Annotated in this window: 19 protein-coding genes; 9 read left to right on the forward strand and 10 right to left on the reverse strand. The window is 62.9% G+C overall.

The window, feature by feature from the left end; all coding sequences use genetic code 11:
* The first annotated feature begins 72 nt into the window (after nt 1-72).
* On the forward strand, nt 73-1,113 hold the full coding sequence (pdhA, locus tag SIB46_RS12600) for a pyruvate dehydrogenase (acetyl-transferring) E1 component subunit alpha (RefSeq protein ID WP_413296457.1): 1,041 nt from the start codon (nt 73-75) through the stop codon (nt 1,111-1,113).
* 3 nt (nt 1,114-1,116) lie between these two features.
* On the opposite strand, the gene SIB46_RS12605 is transcribed toward pdhA, so the two are convergent.
* The 3 genes from SIB46_RS12605 to SIB46_RS12615 all read right to left on the reverse strand — a co-directional run bounded on the left by SIB46_RS12605 (nt 1,117) and on the right by SIB46_RS12615 (nt 4,722).
* On the reverse strand, nt 1,117-2,031 hold the full coding sequence (locus tag SIB46_RS12605; RefSeq protein WP_413297795.1) for a histone deacetylase: 915 nt from the start codon (nt 2,029-2,031) through the stop codon (nt 1,117-1,119).
* A gap of 2 nt (nt 2,032-2,033) precedes the next feature.
* Nucleotides 2,034-2,963 (reverse strand): sigma-70 family RNA polymerase sigma factor, encoded by a 930-nt coding sequence (locus SIB46_RS12610; protein WP_413296458.1) that lies wholly within the window; start codon nt 2,961-2,963, stop codon nt 2,034-2,036.
* Nucleotides 2,964-3,177: 214 nt separating this feature from the next.
* Nucleotides 3,178-4,722 carry an NAD(P)H-hydrate epimerase gene (locus SIB46_RS12615; RefSeq protein WP_413296459.1) on the reverse strand — a complete coding sequence of 515 codons (1,545 nt, stop codon included), beginning with the start codon at nt 4,720-4,722 and terminating at the stop codon, nt 3,178-3,180.
* A 29-nt stretch (nt 4,723-4,751) separates the two neighbouring features.
* Between SIB46_RS12615 and mnmA the strand changes: the two genes are divergently transcribed.
* Complete coding sequence (gene mnmA / locus SIB46_RS12620; protein WP_413296460.1) at nt 4,752-5,903, forward strand: tRNA 2-thiouridine(34) synthase MnmA; 1,152 nt, start codon at nt 4,752-4,754, stop codon at nt 5,901-5,903.
* Between the two features lies 1 nt (nt 5,904).
* Here mnmA and SIB46_RS12625 read toward each other — a convergent pair whose 3' ends face one another.
* Complete coding sequence (locus SIB46_RS12625; RefSeq protein WP_413296461.1) at nt 5,905-6,141, reverse strand: 2Fe-2S iron-sulfur cluster-binding protein; 237 nt, start codon at nt 6,139-6,141, stop codon at nt 5,905-5,907.
* A gap of 36 nt (nt 6,142-6,177) precedes the next feature.
* Between SIB46_RS12625 and SIB46_RS12630 the strand changes: the two genes are divergently transcribed.
* Nucleotides 6,178-6,471, forward strand: a complete 294-nt coding sequence (locus SIB46_RS12630; protein WP_413296462.1) for a DUF1330 domain-containing protein — start codon at nt 6,178-6,180, stop codon at nt 6,469-6,471.
* Here the strand turns inward: SIB46_RS12630 and SIB46_RS12635 are convergent.
* Together SIB46_RS12635 and SIB46_RS12640 are read right to left on the reverse strand one after the other, a co-directional pair.
* On the reverse strand, nt 6,461-7,921 hold the full coding sequence (locus SIB46_RS12635) for a cobyric acid synthase (RefSeq protein ID WP_413297796.1): 1,461 nt from the start codon (nt 7,919-7,921) through the stop codon (nt 6,461-6,463). The genes SIB46_RS12630 and SIB46_RS12635 overlap by 11 nt on opposite strands.
* A gap of 17 nt (nt 7,922-7,938) precedes the next feature.
* A complete protein-coding gene (locus tag SIB46_RS12640) occupies nt 7,939-8,295 on the reverse strand; it encodes an Npun_F0494 family protein (protein ID WP_413296463.1) in 357 nt (118 codons plus the stop codon).
* 25 nt (nt 8,296-8,320) lie between these two features.
* On the opposite strand from SIB46_RS12640, the gene SIB46_RS12645 reads away from it, so the two are divergent.
* A complete protein-coding gene (locus SIB46_RS12645) occupies nt 8,321-8,887 on the forward strand; it encodes a Maf family protein (RefSeq protein ID WP_413296464.1) in 567 nt (188 codons plus the stop codon).
* Nucleotides 8,887-8,985 (forward strand): hypothetical protein, encoded by a 99-nt coding sequence (locus SIB46_RS12650; protein ID WP_043737101.1) that lies wholly within the window; start codon nt 8,887-8,889, stop codon nt 8,983-8,985. The genes SIB46_RS12645 and SIB46_RS12650 overlap by 1 nt, the downstream gene beginning before the upstream one ends.
* 53 nt (nt 8,986-9,038) lie before the next feature.
* Here the strand turns inward: SIB46_RS12650 and psbC are convergent, their stop codons facing one another.
* The gene (gene psbC, locus SIB46_RS12655) at nt 9,039-10,424 is read right to left on the reverse strand and encodes a photosystem II reaction center protein CP43 (RefSeq protein ID WP_011936112.1); all 1,386 of its coding nucleotides are present in this window, start codon (nt 10,422-10,424) and stop codon (nt 9,039-9,041) included.
* Nucleotides 10,408-11,466: a photosystem II D2 protein (photosystem q(a) protein) gene (psbD, locus tag SIB46_RS12660; RefSeq protein WP_011934677.1), complete on the reverse strand. Its 1,059-nt coding sequence runs from the start codon at nt 11,464-11,466 to the stop codon at nt 10,408-10,410. Before psbD ends, psbC begins: the two co-directional genes overlap by 17 nt.
* A 206-nt stretch (nt 11,467-11,672) precedes the next feature.
* Here psbD and SIB46_RS12665 point away from each other — a divergent pair, with 206 nt between their 5' ends.
* Together SIB46_RS12665 and SIB46_RS12670 are read left to right on the forward strand one after the other, a co-directional pair.
* On the forward strand, nt 11,673-12,206 hold the full coding sequence (locus SIB46_RS12665) for a photosystem I assembly protein Ycf4 (protein ID WP_413296465.1): 534 nt from the start codon (nt 11,673-11,675) through the stop codon (nt 12,204-12,206).
* Nucleotides 12,207-12,210: 4 nt separating this feature from the next.
* Nucleotides 12,211-12,897, forward strand: a complete 687-nt coding sequence (locus SIB46_RS12670) for a peptidylprolyl isomerase (protein ID WP_413296466.1) — start codon at nt 12,211-12,213, stop codon at nt 12,895-12,897.
* Here SIB46_RS12670 and ilvN read toward each other — a convergent pair.
* Together ilvN and SIB46_RS12680 are read right to left on the reverse strand one after the other, a co-directional pair.
* Nucleotides 12,894-13,424, reverse strand: coding sequence for an acetolactate synthase small subunit (ilvN, locus tag SIB46_RS12675; protein ID WP_413296467.1), 531 nt, complete (start codon nt 13,422-13,424; stop codon nt 12,894-12,896). The two genes, SIB46_RS12670 and ilvN, sit on opposite strands and share 4 nt — an antisense overlap.
* 25 nt (nt 13,425-13,449) lie before the next feature.
* The gene (locus SIB46_RS12680; RefSeq protein ID WP_413296468.1) at nt 13,450-14,355 is read right to left on the reverse strand and encodes an alpha/beta fold hydrolase; all 906 of its coding nucleotides are present in this window, start codon (nt 14,353-14,355) and stop codon (nt 13,450-13,452) included.
* A 5-nt stretch (nt 14,356-14,360) separates the two neighbouring features.
* Between SIB46_RS12680 and SIB46_RS12685 the strand changes: the two genes are divergently transcribed.
* Together SIB46_RS12685 and petM are read left to right on the forward strand one after the other, a co-directional pair.
* Nucleotides 14,361-15,482: a N2,N2-dimethylguanosine tRNA methyltransferase gene (locus SIB46_RS12685; protein WP_413296469.1), complete on the forward strand. Its 1,122-nt coding sequence runs from the start codon at nt 14,361-14,363 to the stop codon at nt 15,480-15,482.
* 25 nt (nt 15,483-15,507) lie between these two features.
* Nucleotides 15,508-15,606, forward strand: coding sequence for a cytochrome b6-f complex subunit PetM (gene petM, locus SIB46_RS12690; protein WP_011936106.1), 99 nt, complete (start codon nt 15,508-15,510; stop codon nt 15,604-15,606).
* Nucleotides 15,607-15,651 lie beyond the last annotated feature (45 nt).

Raw genomic sequence — 15,651 nt, forward strand, 5'->3', positions numbered from 1 at the left:
CTACTGGTTAAAACAGGTGCGGAGTTTAAGGGGCTTCAGCGGTAAAGTCCGTTCCTGCAAGGGTCAAGTTTGATGACCACGGAGACCGCCGCCGCCGCCAGCTTTGCCACTGCGCAGCCGTGCCCTGATTTGACCCGTGAGGAGGCCCTCACCATCTACCGGGACATGGTCCTGGGGCGAAGGTTTGAGGACAAGTGCGCGGAGATGTACTACCGCGGCAAGATGTTTGGCTTCGTGCACCTCTACAACGGGCAGGAAGCGGTCTCCAGTGGCGTGATCAAGGCCATGAAGACCCAGCACGACTGGTTCTGCAGCACTTACCGCGACCACGTGCATGCCCTCAGCGCGGGCGTGCCAGCCCGCGAGGTGATGAGTGAGCTGTTTGGCAAAGAGACCGGCTGCTCCAAGGGCCGTGGTGGCTCGATGCACCTGTTCTCCAAAGAGCACCACCTGCTCGGTGGCTATGCCTTCATCGGCGAAGGCATTCCCGTGGCGTTGGGTGCGGCCTTCACCAGCCGCTACAAGCGTGATGCCCTTGGCGATAGCTCCAGCAATGCCGTGACCGCCGCGTTCTTTGGCGATGGCACCTGCAACATCGGCCAGTTCTACGAATGCTTGAACATGGCGCAGCTGTGGAAGCTGCCCATCCTGTTTGTGGTGGAGAACAACAAGTGGGCCATCGGCATGGCTCACGAGCGCGCCACCAGTGACACCGAGATCTGGCGCAAAGCTGCTGGCTTCGGCATGCACGGCGAAGAAGTCGACGGCATGGATGTGCTGGCGGTGCGTGATGCCGCCCAGCGCGCGGTCGCCCGCGCCCGCGCCGGTGAAGGCCCCACCCTGCTGGAGTGCATGACCTACCGCTTCCGCGGTCACTCTTTGGCGGACCCCGATGAGCTGCGTGATCCCGAGGAGAAGGCCTTCTGGGCTGAGCGCGATCCGATCAAAGGCTTCCAGGCCACCATGCATGCCCGCGGTCTGCTGAGCGCTGAAGAGATGGAGGCGATCGATAAAGAGATCGATGCCGAAGTTCGCGAAGCCGTTGAGTTCGCCTTGGCTGCTCCCGAGCCCGATGCCAGTGAGCTCACCCGCTACATCTGGGCGGAAGATTGAGCCCTACAGCCCGTGCAAACGGGCTTGATCGCTGGCGGCCCTGAACACCAAGGCATGGCGCTCCACCAGCGCATCGATCGTGTCGTAGCCGCCGCCAATCACGCTGGCTACTGGGATGTTGCGGCGTAGGCAGGCATCAAAGACCAGGTGATCGCGCTGCAACAGGCCCTGATCGCTGAGGGCCAACTTGCCGAGGCGATCGTCTCGGTGTGGATCGACGCCGGCGTTGTAGAGCACCAAATCCGGCTGCTGCTGATCAAGCAGCGCCGGCAGCACATCGCCCACGCTTTGGAGATAGGCCTGATCTTCGAGGCCATCAGCCAACGGCAGATCCAGATCGCTGCTTTGTTTGCGCGAGGGGAAGTTGCTGGCGGCGTGGGCTGAGAAGGTGAACACCCTCGGCTCGGCTTGAAAAATCGCTGCGGTGGCATCGCCTTGATGCACATCGAGATCCACCACCACGAGCTTGTTCACCATCCCTTGCTCCAGCAAGACACTGGCGGTCACGGCGATGTCGTTGAAGATGCAAAAGCCGCTGCCGTAATCGGGAAAGGCGTGGTGGGTGCCCCCCGCCAGGTGGCAGGCCATGCCGTGCTCAAGAGCCAGTTGCGCCGTGCGAAGCGTGCCGCCCACCGACAGCCAGGTCCGCTGGACCAGGGGCTGGGTGGCCGGCAGGCCAATGCGCCGCTGGGCTTGGCGATCTAACTCACCGCGGGCAAAGGCTTGGTGATAGCCGCGCGGATGCACCAGCTCGAGCCAGCGCCGCGGGCAGGGCAGCGGCTGATGGAATTGCTGCTCTTGAGCGAGCCCCTTATCGGCCAGGCACTGGCGCAACTGCCGGAATTTGGCCATCGGGAAGCGATGGCTGGAGGGCAGTGGGGCGCTGTAGAGCGGGTGGTAGACGAGGGGAACCCGGATGCTCAGAGCTGGGTTGGAACGCGTCGGGTGAGGTTACGGAGTTTGCGCAGGGCTTTGAGTTCCACCTGGCGCACCCGCTCGCGGGAGACCTCCATCAAGCGGCCGATCTCAGCGAGGGTGTGTCGCTGCTCACCGCCGAGGCCAAAGCGCATTTCCAGCACCTGCTTTTCCTGGGCTGTGAGGTAGCTGAGCCAGCGGCCCAGCTGCTCGTGGTGCATGCGCCGCTCGACTGCATCGAGGGGCTCCTCATTGCGGGGATCAGCGATCAGCTCGCCAAGGAAGCTGCGGCCTTCCTCGCCGCTGATGGGGGCATCGAGGCTGGAGGTGGTCAGCGCTTGACGCAGCAGGCCATCGAGCTCTTCAAGGCCCATGCCCAGCTCGGTGGCGATCTCCTTGCGGCTGGGCATGGCGCCCAACTTGTGGGCCAAATCCATGGTGGCTTTGCGCACCGTGGCCAAGCGCTCACTGAGGTGAACCGGCAGGCGAATCGTGCGGGACTGGCAGGCGATCGCCCGGGTCATGCTCTGGCGAATCCACCAGAAGGCGTAGGTCGAAAACTTGTAACCACGGGTTGGGTCGAATTTCTCAACAGCCCGCTCCAGGCCCAAGGAACCCTCCTGGATCAGATCCAGCAGCTCCAAACCTTTGCCCTGATATTTCTTTGCAACGCTCACCACCAGGAGCAGGTTGGCTTTCATCATGCGCTCCTTGGAGCGGCGGCCAACACGAATCAGCTTCTTTTCGCGGGCGGTGTAGGTGGCTTCTTCGCCTTGCTCCACCAGATTCATCATGGTTTGAACCTGGTTGCCCAGCTCGATCTCCTCCGCAGGAGTCAGCAATGGAACCCGGCCGATACTCGAGAGGTACCAGCTGATGGGGTCATTGCCCCGCTTGCGGCTGTTTTCAGCTGCTGTGAGAGGGCTTGCGGTCATGGGGAGGGATGGCTCCGGAAGTAGAGCTTCTTATGAGCTTTCTTGATTCAGTTGTGATTTCAGTAACCTTTTAGATTTAGGGGAGGAAATCAACACAATCGGCAAAAACCTCTTAAGAGTTGATGCTGAATTGTGATGTCTGTTGATATTCAGGTCCTGATAAAAAACGACCCTGGCTGTGGAAGCTGTGGAAAACTTTTGTGCTCGATGTAACTCAGTTGTGCATCAGGTTGTTCTCAGGATGTTCACAAATGTCTGCGTTTTTTGCGTTTTGAAGCTGTTGCGCGATGGCCAAAGGACTCGCGGCGCCCTCTCCGACTTGGCTTTGCTGGAGGCCAGCAGTGGCGTGGGCCAGGGCGGCTAAGGCCAACAGCCCATCGAAGCGATCGTCTGTTGGATGCAGGCCGGAGGCCAAGCCCATGGCTCCAAGGCCTGCGGCATAACCACTCAACACATCTCCCAGGCCGGCCCGTGCAGCGCGCGCCTCGCTCTGCAGCACTTGCCGCACCATTCCATCGGGTGAGGCGATCACGGTGCGGGCGCCTTTGCGCAGCACCCAGCACTGGCTCTGCTGCGCGGCCTGGCTGGCGGCTTGATGGGGCGGCAAGTTGACCAGCTTTGGGAACAACCGCTGGAACTCCGCCGCATGGGGCGTCAGCCAGGTGGGTCCGCGGCGCTGCTGCAACCACAGCTGCACATTTCCTTGAGCTGCCAGGCGGTTGAGCCCATCGGCATCGAGCAGCAGCAAGCCAGCGAAGTGCTGTAGCTCAGTGTTGAGTGCACCGCTGCCGAGCCCGGGGCCATAGGCCACCGCATCGAGGCGCTCTAAGGGCGCCTCTGGCTTGGGCAACAGCACATGGGGCAGCACTTGCCACAACTGCTGGGCCAAGGGCTGCGGCACCACCCCTTCGAGCCAGCCAATGCCGCTGCTGCTGGCGGCTTCGAGGCATAGCCGCGCGGCACCGAGGTAGTCGCTGCAGCCGGCAAACACCCGCAGCCGGCCCCGGCCATGTTTTGTGGCGGCCAAAGGCGGCTGCGGCCAAGGGGCACTGCTGCTGAGCAGATCAGAGCTCCATAGCCCCAAGCTCGCCTCCTCCCCAAGGCTGGGTAATACAGAAGACGGAAGGCTCAAGGGGATGCGCTGCTGCTGGCCCACCCAGGCCATGGCGCTGTCTTGCCAGAAGCCCCGCTTCCACAGCCCAACGATCAAGCTGCGCTGGCAGCAGGCGGTGCCATTGCCGGTCGGTTGGCCGGTGTCGCTATTAAGGCCGCTGGGGCCATCGATGCTCCAGATCAGGCCGCCGCTGCGTTGGCGCGCTTGCAGCAATTGGCTGAGTTCAGGGCCCAGGGGGCGCTGCTGGCCCAGGCCAAAGAGGGCATCGAGCCACAGGGCCGGATCGCTGGGATCCGGCGCTGTTTCTAGCTGAGGAATGCCCAGCCACTGGGCGTAGCGCAGGTGCTCGGCGGTGAGTGGTTTGTGGGCGTTAAACGGGCTCCAGATCCGCACGGCAATCCCTCGCAGATGCAGTTCACGGGCCACCACCAGACCATCACCGCCGTTGTGGCCGGGCCCCACCAGCACCAGCAGTCCGTGGCGCTGGAGATCCGGGTGCTGCAACACGGCCTGGGCCAATCCCAAGCCGGCCTGCTCCATCAGTGCCGCCACCGGCAGCCCCTGAGCAAAGAGGGCTCCTTCCAGCTGCTGCATGACGCGGCTGCTGAGCAGCAGGTGCTCGAAGTCGGGGGCGGGCCAGGTCATGCCTTCAGGATGGAAGGCAGGATGAGGGAATGACCACGCTGTCTTCTCAAGCGGCTCCGGCGGTAAGCGCCGTGATTGAGCGCCTGCAGGCCTGGCCTGGGGAGCATCGCGTTGCCGTGGGTCTCTCTGGCGGTGTTGATAGCTCGCTCACCGCGGCGTTGCTGCGTGATGCCAACTGGCAAGTGGAGGGGCTGACGCTCTGGTTGATGAGCGGCAAAGGCGCCTGCTGTGCTGAGGGCCTTGTGGATGCGGCCGGCCTCTGTGAGGAGCTAGAGATTCCCCACCATGTGGTGGATTCGCGCGACACCTTTCAGCAGGAGATCGTGCAGTTTTTGGTGCAGGGCTATGGCGATGGCATCACGCCGTTGCCCTGCTCGCGCTGCAATCGGGCGGTGAAATTTGGCCCCATGCTCGATTGGGCCGAGAAAGAACGGGGCATCAACCGGGTGGCCACCGGCCACTACGCCCGTTTGCGGCCCGATGCAACCGGCGGCCGCACGCAGCTGCTGCGGGGCCTGGATGCGCGCAAAGACCAGAGCTATTTCCTCTACGACCTGCCCCAAGCGGTGCTGCAGCGGTTGATCTTTCCCCTAGGTGAGCTCACCAAGCCCGACACCCGAGCCGAAGCCGCGCGGCTGGGTTTGCGCACCGCCGAAAAACCGGAAAGCCAAGACCTCTGCCTGGCCGACCATCACGGCTCAATGAAGGCGTTCTTGGATGCCTACCTGCCGGAGCGGCCCGGTGAGATTGTGCTGGCTGATGGCCAAGTGGTGGGTCAGCACGACGGCATTGAGCACTTCACCATCGGCCAGCGCAAAGGCTTGGGTGTGGCGTGGAGTGAGCCATTGCATGTGGTTCGCCTCGATGGGGCGATGAACCGGGTGGTGGTGGCTCCGCGCGCGGAAGCGGCCCGCGCTGATGCGGTGGTGGGAGCTGTGAATTGGGTGTCAATTGATCCGCCAACCGAACCGATGGATGTGGAGGTGCAGGTGCGCTATCGCAGCGCGCCCGAGCACGCGCGTTTAACTCCGCTGCCGCCCACCGGCAGCGACCATCAGGCCGAACGGCCCCATCGCTGCCGCCTGGACTTTGCCGAAGAGCAGTTTTCGATTACCCCGGGCCAGGCAGCTGTCTTTTACGACGGTGAGGTGTGCCTCGGTGGCGGTTTGATTCAGGCCTGAATCACCAGTAGGGATCGCTGGCTAGCTCCACCTCCAGCAGGTCGTTGCTCTTCGGCACACTGCTGATGCAGGCGCGCACCAGCTCGCCATTGACTTCGATCTCACAGGCGCCGCAGCTGCCGCCCAGGCAGCCGGTGGGGATGCTCACCCCTGCGGCTTGGGCCGCCTCCAGCCAACTGCAGCCAGCGGCAGCGGTGCTGCTTTGTCCATCGGGCCAGCGCAAGCGAACCGTGCTCATGAATGCAGTTGAATCGGCGAGCGCATTTGCAAAATCATGGCCAAGGGCTATTGGGTCTGCACCGGCACCATCCATACCCCCTTGGGCATGGTTTCGTACATCAGTGCTTTCAACAGTTGGCTGGAGGCCGTTGGCGCGCGGCTGCTGGTTCGCGATTTGTTCAGCGATGTGCGTGAGGGTGAACCGGGCACGGTCAACGTGATCGTGGAATTTGAATCTCGTGAGGCGGCTGTAGCGGCCTACGAATCACAGGAGTACCAGAAGCTGATTGAACTCCGCACCCCCCACTCCGATATGAGCGTCACCATCACCGAAGAGCTCACGGATTAGTCAGCAGCGGCGTTAGATCAACGTTGGCTTCAAAGGCATCGGCGAGCCGATCGAGCAGTTCTTCCCGCTGCAGGGAGTGATGCCCTTGGTCTTCGGCGAGTTCAGGGAGCTGTTTGCGGCGCCTGAGTTGGTTAAGCCATTGGCGCCGCCAGCGGCCGTTTTCCAGCAGGCCATGCAGGTAGCTGCCGGCCACCTGCCCTTGCACCCAGCCCAGTCCCTCTTCTTGGCAGAGCGCTTGCAGGGGCTCTAAGGCAGTGGTGCTGCCGCGATGCAGCTCAAAGCCTTCGATCGGGCAGGGCTCTGTTGTTGGCCATTGGGCCACAGCGGTGCGTTGGCGCAGGGCTTTGCTGCCGCCAAAGCGGGTTTGTAGCGGCAACAAATTCAGCCCCGCTGCACTGGCGCCTGCCGCTCCCTCGAGCCCATCGGGATCGAGCAAGTCGCGGCCCAGCATTTGCAGGCCGCCGCAAATGCCGAGCACTGCGCCGCCCTCCGCGCTGAAGCGCTGCAGCTCCATCGCCAGGCCGCTGGCCTGCAGCGCCTTGAGATCCCGCAGGGTTTGCTTGCTGCCCGGCAGCACCACCGCATCGGGTTGGCCAAGGGCTTCGCCGGGTTGAATCCAGCGCAGTTGCACACTCGGCTCGGCTTCTAACGGATCGAGATCGGAGAAGTTGCTGAGCGAAGGCAGTCGCACCACGGCGATCTCCAGCTCGGCATTGGCTTTACGGCCGCGGCGCTCCAATAGATCCAGAGAGTCTTCCGGCGGGAAGAGTTCATCGAGCCAGGGCATCACGCCAAGCACCGGCACGCCGGTGTGGGTCGACAGCCAACTCACGCCTGGATCAAACAGTTCCTGGCGACCGCGGAAGCGGTTGATCAACAGGCCCTTCATCAGGGGCCGCTCAACGGGACGCAGCAATTGCAAGGTGCCCACGAGCTGGGCAAAGACGCCGCCCCGTTCGATATCAGCCACCAGCAGGCAGCGGGCCCGCAGATATTGCGCCAAGCGCAGATTGGTGAGGTCGCGGTGCTGCAGGTTCACTTCCACCGGGCTGCCGGCCCCCTCCAGCACCAACCGGCCTTGGGGGTGTTGCTGCTGCAACTGCTCAAGCCCTTGGCGAATCGCGAGCCATCCCGGCTTGAACCACTCCTGGTAGTAGGTCTCAGCCCGGGCCATGCCAACCGAGGCACCGCCATGGATCACTTCACTGGTGCTGTTGCCCTGGGGTTTGAGCAGCACCGGGTTCATGGCGCAGCTGGGCTCCAGCCCAGCGGCCCAAGCCTGCAGCGCTTGGGAATAGGCCATCTCGCCGCCGCTTTGATCCACCCAGGCGTTGTTGCTCATGTTCTGCCCTTTAAAGGGCAGGGGCTGCTCGCCGCGGCGTTTGAGCACGCGGCACAGCGCCGCTGTCATCAGGGATTTGCCGGCACCACTGCTGGTGCCCAGCACCATCAAGGGGGTGGGCGGCCTCACAGCCGTGGCCAGCGCCGGCGGATGCCATGGCGCAGCCGCTGCCAGGGGCTGGCGGGCGGCCAGCCTTGCGGCCAGCGCTTGAGCAGTTGGCTGCCCATCGGGGTGAGCCGCACCCGGGCTGTCAGCCCTTGGCCATCCACTTCACGCCGCAGCACGCCCAAGCGAATCAGCCAGATGAAGCAGTCTTCAGTGGCATTGGCACTCAGCGGGCGGCAACACCAAGCCGTGTTGCGGCTCACCTCCTCGCTGCTGAGGGGGTGCTGCAACACCGCGGCATAAAAACTCGGCTGCAGCGGCAAGCAGGGCAGGGCCTCCGCTGCGCGCGCCAAGGAGTGGGGATCGCAAGTCAGCATGGTGGAACCCTAGGAACCAGAGGCCATGACGTTGCTGTTGGCTTCGGCTTCACCAGCGCGCAGGCGCTTGCTCGAGTTAGCGGCCATTCCCCACCGCGTGCAAGTGAGCGGTGTGGATGAAGAGGCCATCACCGATCCCAGCCCCGCTCGGTTGGTGCAAAAGCTGGCGCAGGCCAAAGCCGCTGCTGTGGCTGAGCGGTTGGCCGCTGATGAGAAGCCAGCTTGGGGCGTATTGGGCTGTGATTCAGTGCTGGAATTTGCTGGCGACATCTTTGGCAAGCCCGCGGATGCCGCCGAAGCCATCGCCCGTTGGCAGCAAATGGCGGGCCGCAGTGGGTTCTTGCACACGGGTCACTGCCTGCTGGGGAGCCAGCAGCAGCTGGCCACGGTCACCACAACGGTGCATTTTTCTGCTCTCACGCAATCAGAGATTGAGGACTACGTGGCCACAGGTGAGCCGCTGCAATGCGCCGGCGGTTTTGCCTTGGAAGGTCGGGGCGGGATGGTCGTCGAGAAGCTGGAGGGCTGCTACAGCAACGTGATTGGTTTGAGCTTGCCATTGCTGAGGCGTTGGCTTTTGGGAGTGCAGTGATGGCCTTTTGGACCCCCTATGCCGATTGGATCTATGTGGTGGTGAGTTCCACGGCGATGCTGTTGATCATTGTTTTGGTGCTGCGCCCGAAGCCATAAAAAAAGCCCCCGCCGAAGCGGAGGCTGATGCGATTGCTTGAAGCTGATTGAGATCAGTCCAGATCAGGCATGGCCAGCACAGGCTCGGCCTTGCGGTCGATGCCCTTCTCGAAGCCAGCAGCAGCAGCACGGGCGCGGCCCGCATGCCAGAGGTGACCAACGAGGAAGAAGAAGGCCAGGAAGAACTGGGCTGCACCCAGCCACTGACGCAGGTTCACGTAGTTCACCGAGTTGGGCTCGGTGATGATGCCGCCCACAGAGTTGATCGACGCGTTAGGAGCGTGGGTCATGTACTCAGCAGCGCGGCGAACTTGCCAGGGCTGAATGTCGTTCTGGAGCTTGTCGAGGCTCAGACCGTTGGGGCCACGCAGGGGCTCCAGCCAAGGACCACGGAAGTCCCAGAAACGCATGGTTTCACCACCAAAGATGATCTCACCGGTGGGGGAGCGCATCAGGTACTTACCCAGACCGGTGGGGCCCATGGCCGAACCGATGTTGGCACCCATGCGCTGGTCACGGACCAGGAAGGTGAAGCTCTGTGCTTGGGAGGCCTCAGCGTTGGTGGGGCCCCAGAACTCAGAGGGGTAAGCGGTGTTGTTGAACCAGATGAAAGCTGAGCAGATGAAGCTCATGAAGCTCAGGGCTCCAAGGCTGTAGCTCAGATAGGCCTCACCGTTCCAGATGAAGGCGCGACGCACCCAGCCGAAGGGCTTGGTGATGGTGTGCCAGATGCCACCGAAGATGCAGATCAGGCCGAGCCAGATGTGGCCGCCAATGATGTCTTCCATGGAGTTCACGCCGATGATCCAGCCTTCGCCGCCGAAGGGGGCGCGGGTCAGATAACCGAAGATCACACCAGGGCTGAGGGTGGGGTTGGTGATCAAACGAACGTCACCACCACCGGGTGCCCAGGTGTCGTAGACGCCGCCGAAGAACATGGCCTTGAAGACCAGCAGCAGGGCGCCAACGCCAAGAAGAATCAGGTGATAACCAATGATGTTGGTCATCTGGTTCTTATCGCGCCAGTCCTGGGAGAAGAACGCCGAGTAGTTCTCCAGGATTTCAGGACCACGCAGGGCGTGGTACAGGCCGCCGAGGCCGAGCACGGCAGAACTGATCAGGTGCAGCACACCCACCACAAAGAAGGGATAGAGGCTGGTGACTTCACCGCCGGGGCCAACGCCATAGCCAAGGGTGGCCACGTGAGGCATGCAGATGAAGCCCTGTTCGTACATGGGCTTGTCGAATGTGAAGTGACTCACCTCGAACAGCATCATGGCGCCGGCCCAGAAGACCATCAGTCCGGCGTGGGCAACGTGGGCGCCAAGGAGGCGCCCTGAGAGATTGATCAGACGGGCATTACCAGACCACCAGGCATAGCCAGTGGAGGGCTGATCCTTACCGCCGATAACGAGGGAGGAATTAAAGGGCGTTTCCACGGGGCAGGACCTCTTCGGGGAAGATGAAGTTTTCGTGGGGTTGGTCGGCCGGAGCCATCCAGGCGCGCAGGCCTTCGTTCAGAAGAATGTTCTTCGTGTAGAAGGTCTCGAACTCAGGGTCTTCAGCAGCCCGGAGTTCCTGGCTGACGAAGTCATAGGCGCGCAGGTTCAGTGCCAGGCCGATGATGCCGATGGAGCTGGTCCACAGGCCCATCACAGGCACGAACAGCATGAAGAAGTGCAGCCAGCGCTTGTTGGAGAAGGCGATACCAAAGATCTGACTCCAGAAGCGGTTGGCGGTGACCATTGAATAGGTCTCCTCTTCTTGGGTGGGCTCAAACGCCTTGAAAGTGTTGGCGCCGTCACCGTCTTCAAACAGGGTGTTTTCCACCGTGGCGCCGTGGATGGCGCAGAGCAGTGCGCCGCCGAGGATGCCGGCCACGCCCATCATGTGGAAGGGATTCAGGGTCCAGTTGTGGAAGCCCTGCAGGAACAGCAGGAAGCGGAAGATCGCTGCCACGCCGAAAGAAGGAGCAAAGAACCAGCTGCTCTGGCCGAGGGGGTACATCAGGAAAACACTGACGAACACCGCAATCGGGCCGGAGAAGGCAATGGCGTTGTAAGGACGAATGCCCACCAGGCGGGCAATTTCGAACTGACGCAGCATGAAGCCGATCAGGCCGAATGCCCCATGCAGTGCCACGAAGGCCCAGAGGCCGCCGAGTTGGCACCAACGCACGAAGTCGCCTTGGGCTTCAGGGCCCCACAGCAGCAAGAGGCTGTGGCCCATGGAGTCCGCTGGGGTGGAAACCGCAGCGGTAAGGAAGTTGCAGCCTTCGAGGTAGCTGCTGGCAATTCCGTGGGTGTACCAGGAAGTGACAAAGGTGGTGCCGGTGAGCCAGCCGCCCAGGGCCATGTAGGCACAAGGGAACAGCAGCAGGCCGGACCAGCCCACAAAAACGAAACGGTCGCGCTTCAGCCAGTCATCGAGGACGTCAAACCATCCCCTCCCAGCTGGCGCCCGCCCTACAGCAATCGTCATCGATGTTGTTGCGGAGAATTCCCCGCGATGAGGTCGGATACCCGGCGATCGTAACAATGAAACCCAAGCTGCCGCGGGATTTGTCATTCCTCTGACATGCTTTGTGGCACAGGGGTTTTGCTGCTTTTCACAACCTCCGTAGGTATTTATTCATTCGAAGGGTTGGGCTCATCGGTCAAGATGCCTCCACTTCTTTGCGCTCCCCCATGGACGCTCCGATTGATCAGCCGGTGCTCGGTTCGCGTCGCCTCTCCAACTATTTAGTAGCGCTGGTGGTTTCCATCGGTGGCGTGGGTTTTCTGCTGACCAGCGCGTCGAGCTATTTCGGCCGTGATTTCCTGCCCATTGGTCACCCGGCGGAATTGATCTGGGTTCCCCAAGGGCTGGTGATGGGCGCTTATGGCGTGGGGGCGGTGCTGCTCAGCAGCTACCTCTGGGCTGTGATTGCCATTGATGTGGGTGGCGGCCGCAATCTTTTTGACCGCGGGGCCGACACGATCACCATTGAGCGCCGGGGCTTTCGCCGATTGATCAGCTTCACGCTGCCTTGTGGTGATGTGCAGGCGGTGAAGGTTGAGGTGCGTGATGGTCTCAATCCTCGCCGGCGTTTGGCGCTGCGCTTGCGCGGCCGCCGCGACGTGCCGCTGACCCGCATTGGTGAACCGATCGCCCTGGCGGAGCTGGAGCGCAGCGGCGCTGAACTCGCCCGTTATCTCAATGTTCCCCTGGAGGGTGTGTAGGCCGATGTGGATGTCTTGGTCGCGCCGCGGCGCTGTTGCTCTATTGCTGACTTTGCTGTTGGTGTTGCCGGCCTGCGCCAGCACCCCGGTGGCCTCCGGCTATGGCTGCGAACAAAGCTCGGTGAGCTGCTTGCAGGGCAGTGCCCAGGTGGCACTCACCACCGATAAAGGTCGGGTGCTGCTGGAACTGCAAGGCCAGCAAGCGCCTCTGACAGCCGGCAACTTCTTGGATTTGGTGCAGCGCGGCGCCTACGCCAACACCGTGTTCCACCGGGTGGTGCGTGAACCCAGCCCCTTTGTCGTTCAAGGCGGTGATCCCCGCAGCAGCGACCCCAAAGTGCCCCCCGGCCAATACGGAACGGGCAATTTCACCGATCCCGCCACAGGATCCCCGCGTTTTATTCCCTTGGAGGTGAAGCTGCAGGGTGAAACCGAGCCCCGCTACGGCAAGCCTGTTCTGGGTGCGGGTATCAGCGAGCGCTTGGCCTTGCCTCACCAGCGCGGTGCCTTGGCGATGGCCCGCTCCCAGGATCCCAATTCAGCCAGCGCCCAGTTCTATATCGCTCTCAATGATCTGCCTGAACTGGATGGTCGCTATGCCGTTTTCGGCCGGGTGATTGAAGGGATGGATGTGGTGGATCAGATCCGCCAGGGCGACACGCTGATCAAGGCTGAGATCATCCAGCCCTAGGCCGGCACGTAGGTCTGCGCTTGCTGCAGCTTCAGGGTTTCAGTGTTCACCCCTGAAGCCCGCTGCAGTGCCACTTTTCCGGTGCGCGCAATTTCCAAAATCCCAAAGGGCCGCAGCAGCTGCTCGAGGGCCACCAACTTGCCTGGATCACCCACCACTTCCAGGGTGAGGGCTTCATCGGCCACATCTACAACTTTGGCGCGGAACACCTGAACCAGGTCAAACACCGCGCCGCGGCTGTTGCTGTCGGCTTTGACTTTCACCAGCATCAGCTCACGCTCAACGGCGGCAATGCCGGAGAGATCAATCACCTGCAGCACGTTGACCAGCTTGTGCAGCTGCTTGGTCATCTGCTCGAGGGCGTTGTCATCGCCCGCCACCACCATGGTCAAACGGGAGACGCCGTCTTGCTCGGTGGGGCCTACCGCCAGGCTTTCAATATTGAATCCGCGCCGCGCAAACAGGCCGGAGATCCGGCTGAGGGCGCCGGATTCGTCTTCAACTAACACCGAAAGGGTGTGCTTCATCACCGCCTGAGGGCTTCGCCCAAACCTATCTCGTTGGCGCCTGCTGTTTCAGCCAAGCGATCAGAGCTGCGTTGAAGGTCTCGGGTGCCTCGTCGTGGGGGCAGTGGCCGAGCTCCTCAAACCAATGCAGCTGCCCGAGCCCTGCTGGTGCCTGCTGCACCACCCGCTGAGCAATCATAGGGGGCACCAGCCGGTCGCGGCGGCCCCAAAGCAACAGCATCGGTTGCTGCAAACGCGGCAGCAGTTGCGGAGCTGTGGCGCGGGCCGGCCGCAGCGCCATGCCGCGCACCATCGCCCCGAGGGCCCGGCCTGCGGTGCTGCGGCTGGCGGGCCAACGAATCAGTTGCACCAGTTCGCCATCGATGCGCTCGCCGCTGGCGTAAGCGCTGGCTAGCCCCATGCGCAGCAGGGGCTGCTGGCGCAGCACCGCAATGAGGAGCCCCAGCGGCAGGCAGCGGCTCACTAGCAGCACCAACCAGCGCTGCCAGCGGCGACTCCAGGGGCTGCGCCGCAGTGGAACCGGCGAGAGCAAGGTGGGATCAGGCAGCGGTGCTGCCGCCACAGCAATCACCAGCTCAGGGCAAAACACGGCGGCGGTGAGCCCCACAAGCGAGCCCAGGGAGTTGCCCACCACCACAGCTGGCTTCCTCACGATCTGCTCGAGGAAGCACTGCAGCTGGCGGCTCCAGAGGCGGTTGTCGAGCCGCCCGCCCGGTTGATCGCTCTGGCCAAAGCCCAGCAGGTCCATGGCGTAAACGCGGTAACCCGCCGCCGCCAGGGCCTCGGCGTTGCCGCGCCAATGGCCGCTGCTGGCACCAAAGCCATGCAGCAGCACCAGGGCAGGCCGATCAGCGGCGCCAGTGCACCGCCAGTGGCAGCGCCAAGACTCAAACTGAAACCAGCTCTGGTGGCCCCAGTCGCTGCCGGCCATGGCGGATGCAGGCGAAACCCTCTCACTATTGCGAAGGTCAGGCGCGGCTGGATCCCGGGCCCGGTTTCTTTCGGCCTGATTCCAGGCCAGCGCGCGATTGCGGCGTGCTGCTGCTGCGCTGGATGGCGGAGCAACAGGCGGCTACTGAGCCTTTGGTGGTGCTCGATGGTTTAGCCGGCTGCGGCATCCGCGCCCTTCGCTACGGGCTCGAAGCCCATGCCACTGAGATCTGGGCCAATGACGCCGATCCCGATCGTTTGCCGCTGCTGCAACGCAATCTCAGCGCCTTGAGCGGGGCGCGCTGCAGCGCCATCACAATCCAAAAGCTGCTGGCCCAATGCGCCGCTGACGAGCAGCGGTTTGCCTTGGTGGATCTCGATGCCTTTGGCGCGCCGATGGCCCTGGTGCCCTGGGCCATCGAGGCGGTGCGCTTTGGCGGCATTCTTTATTTGGCGAGCACCGATGGCCGCTCCTTCACCGGCCACGACCGCACGGCGGCGGTGCGGCGCTTGGGCGCTGCGGCACGGGCGCAGCCCTGCAGCTGGGAGCTGGCCCTGCGGTTGCAGTTGGGCGCGATTGCCCGCAGCGCTTGGAGTTTGGGGCGTGGCATCCGGCCGCTGCTGAGCTTTAGCGATGGGCGTACCTTCCGGACGGCGGTGCAGGTGTTGCGCTCGCCTGCTCCGGCAGAAGAGCAGCTGTTTGGCGTGCAGGGTTACTGCCACAGCTGCGGATCCCATCGCGGCGTGTCGCTATTGCGCTGGCGTGAGTTGGGGGCTTGCGCCTGCGGCGCTGAGCCTGTGATCAGTGGTCCCCTGTGGCGCGGAGCACTGCAAGACGTTGCTGTTCTAGAGAGGCTGTTGCAAATGGAAGAGCCGGGCTCGCCGCTGCTGGCTCCAACCTCCAGGCGCTTGCTGCAACGGCTTCAGGCTGATGACGGCTTGCCAGCAGAAGCCAGCGATTTGGCCGATCTGGCGCGCCAACTTCAGGGTGGGCCGCCAAAGTTGAAGGATCTGCTGGCCCGTTTGCAGCAGGGCGGCTGGCGCGCACAGGCCAGTGGCATTGCGGCTGGGCAGTTTCGAACCGATGCGCCATGGCCTGAGGTGTTCGCTGCTGCCAAGGCTGGATAAGCTGGCTGCCACTTGTTGCTCGTCCATGGCCTCGGAGATCTTTGGCACTGCTGCCCTGTTTTGGGTGCTGATTCCTCTGGGCCTCGCTGGTGGCGCCCTGCTGCTCAAGCTCCAGGGCGACTGAACCCGCTCGCGCTGTTCTGTCCCTAAGCTCGCCGTCGCTGTAGTG

Source organism: Synechococcus sp. MIT S9452, assembly GCF_047304245.1.
In the GTDB taxonomy this organism is placed as follows: domain Bacteria; phylum Cyanobacteriota; class Cyanobacteriia; order PCC-6307; family Cyanobiaceae; genus RCC307.

Excerpts from the sequence above, each read along its gene's own strand:
- SIB46_RS12610 (WP_413296458.1), bottom strand. The coding sequence starts at position 2,963 with ATGACCGCAAGCCCTCTCACAGCAGCTGAAAACAGCCGCAAGCGGGGC.
- ilvN (WP_413296467.1), bottom strand. The coding sequence starts at position 13,424 with ATGAAGCACACCCTTTCGGTGTTAGTTGAAGACGAATCCGGCGCCCTC.
- SIB46_RS12630 (WP_413296462.1), top strand. The coding sequence starts at position 6,178 with ATGGCCAAGGGCTATTGGGTCTGCACCGGCACCATCCATACCCCCTTG.
- petM (WP_011936106.1), top strand. The coding sequence starts at position 15,508 with ATGGCCTCGGAGATCTTTGGCACTGCTGCCCTGTTTTGGGTGCTGATT.
- SIB46_RS12645 (WP_413296464.1), top strand. The coding sequence starts at position 8,321 with ATGACGTTGCTGTTGGCTTCGGCTTCACCAGCGCGCAGGCGCTTGCTC.
- SIB46_RS12640 (WP_413296463.1), bottom strand. The coding sequence starts at position 8,295 with ATGCTGACTTGCGATCCCCACTCCTTGGCGCGCGCAGCGGAGGCCCTG.
- SIB46_RS12650 (WP_043737101.1), top strand. The coding sequence starts at position 8,887 with ATGGCCTTTTGGACCCCCTATGCCGATTGGATCTATGTGGTGGTGAGT.
- SIB46_RS12680 (WP_413296468.1), bottom strand. The coding sequence starts at position 14,355 with ATGGCCGGCAGCGACTGGGGCCACCAGAGCTGGTTTCAGTTTGAGTCT.
- SIB46_RS12685 (WP_413296469.1), top strand. The coding sequence starts at position 14,361 with ATGCAGGCGAAACCCTCTCACTATTGCGAAGGTCAGGCGCGGCTGGAT.
- SIB46_RS12615 (WP_413296459.1), bottom strand. The coding sequence starts at position 4,722 with ATGACCTGGCCCGCCCCCGACTTCGAGCACCTGCTGCTCAGCAGCCGC.
- SIB46_RS12670 (WP_413296466.1), top strand. The coding sequence starts at position 12,211 with ATGTGGATGTCTTGGTCGCGCCGCGGCGCTGTTGCTCTATTGCTGACT.
- SIB46_RS12665 (WP_413296465.1), top strand. The coding sequence starts at position 11,673 with ATGGACGCTCCGATTGATCAGCCGGTGCTCGGTTCGCGTCGCCTCTCC.
- SIB46_RS12625 (WP_413296461.1), bottom strand. The coding sequence starts at position 6,141 with ATGAGCACGGTTCGCTTGCGCTGGCCCGATGGACAAAGCAGCACCGCT.
- psbD (WP_011934677.1), bottom strand. The coding sequence starts at position 11,466 with ATGACGATTGCTGTAGGGCGGGCGCCAGCTGGGAGGGGATGGTTTGAC.
- SIB46_RS12635 (WP_413297796.1), bottom strand. The coding sequence starts at position 7,921 with ATGGTGCTGGGCACCAGCAGTGGTGCCGGCAAATCCCTGATGACAGCG.
- pdhA (WP_413296457.1), top strand. The coding sequence starts at position 73 with ATGACCACGGAGACCGCCGCCGCCGCCAGCTTTGCCACTGCGCAGCCG.
- mnmA (WP_413296460.1), top strand. The coding sequence starts at position 4,752 with ATGACCACGCTGTCTTCTCAAGCGGCTCCGGCGGTAAGCGCCGTGATT.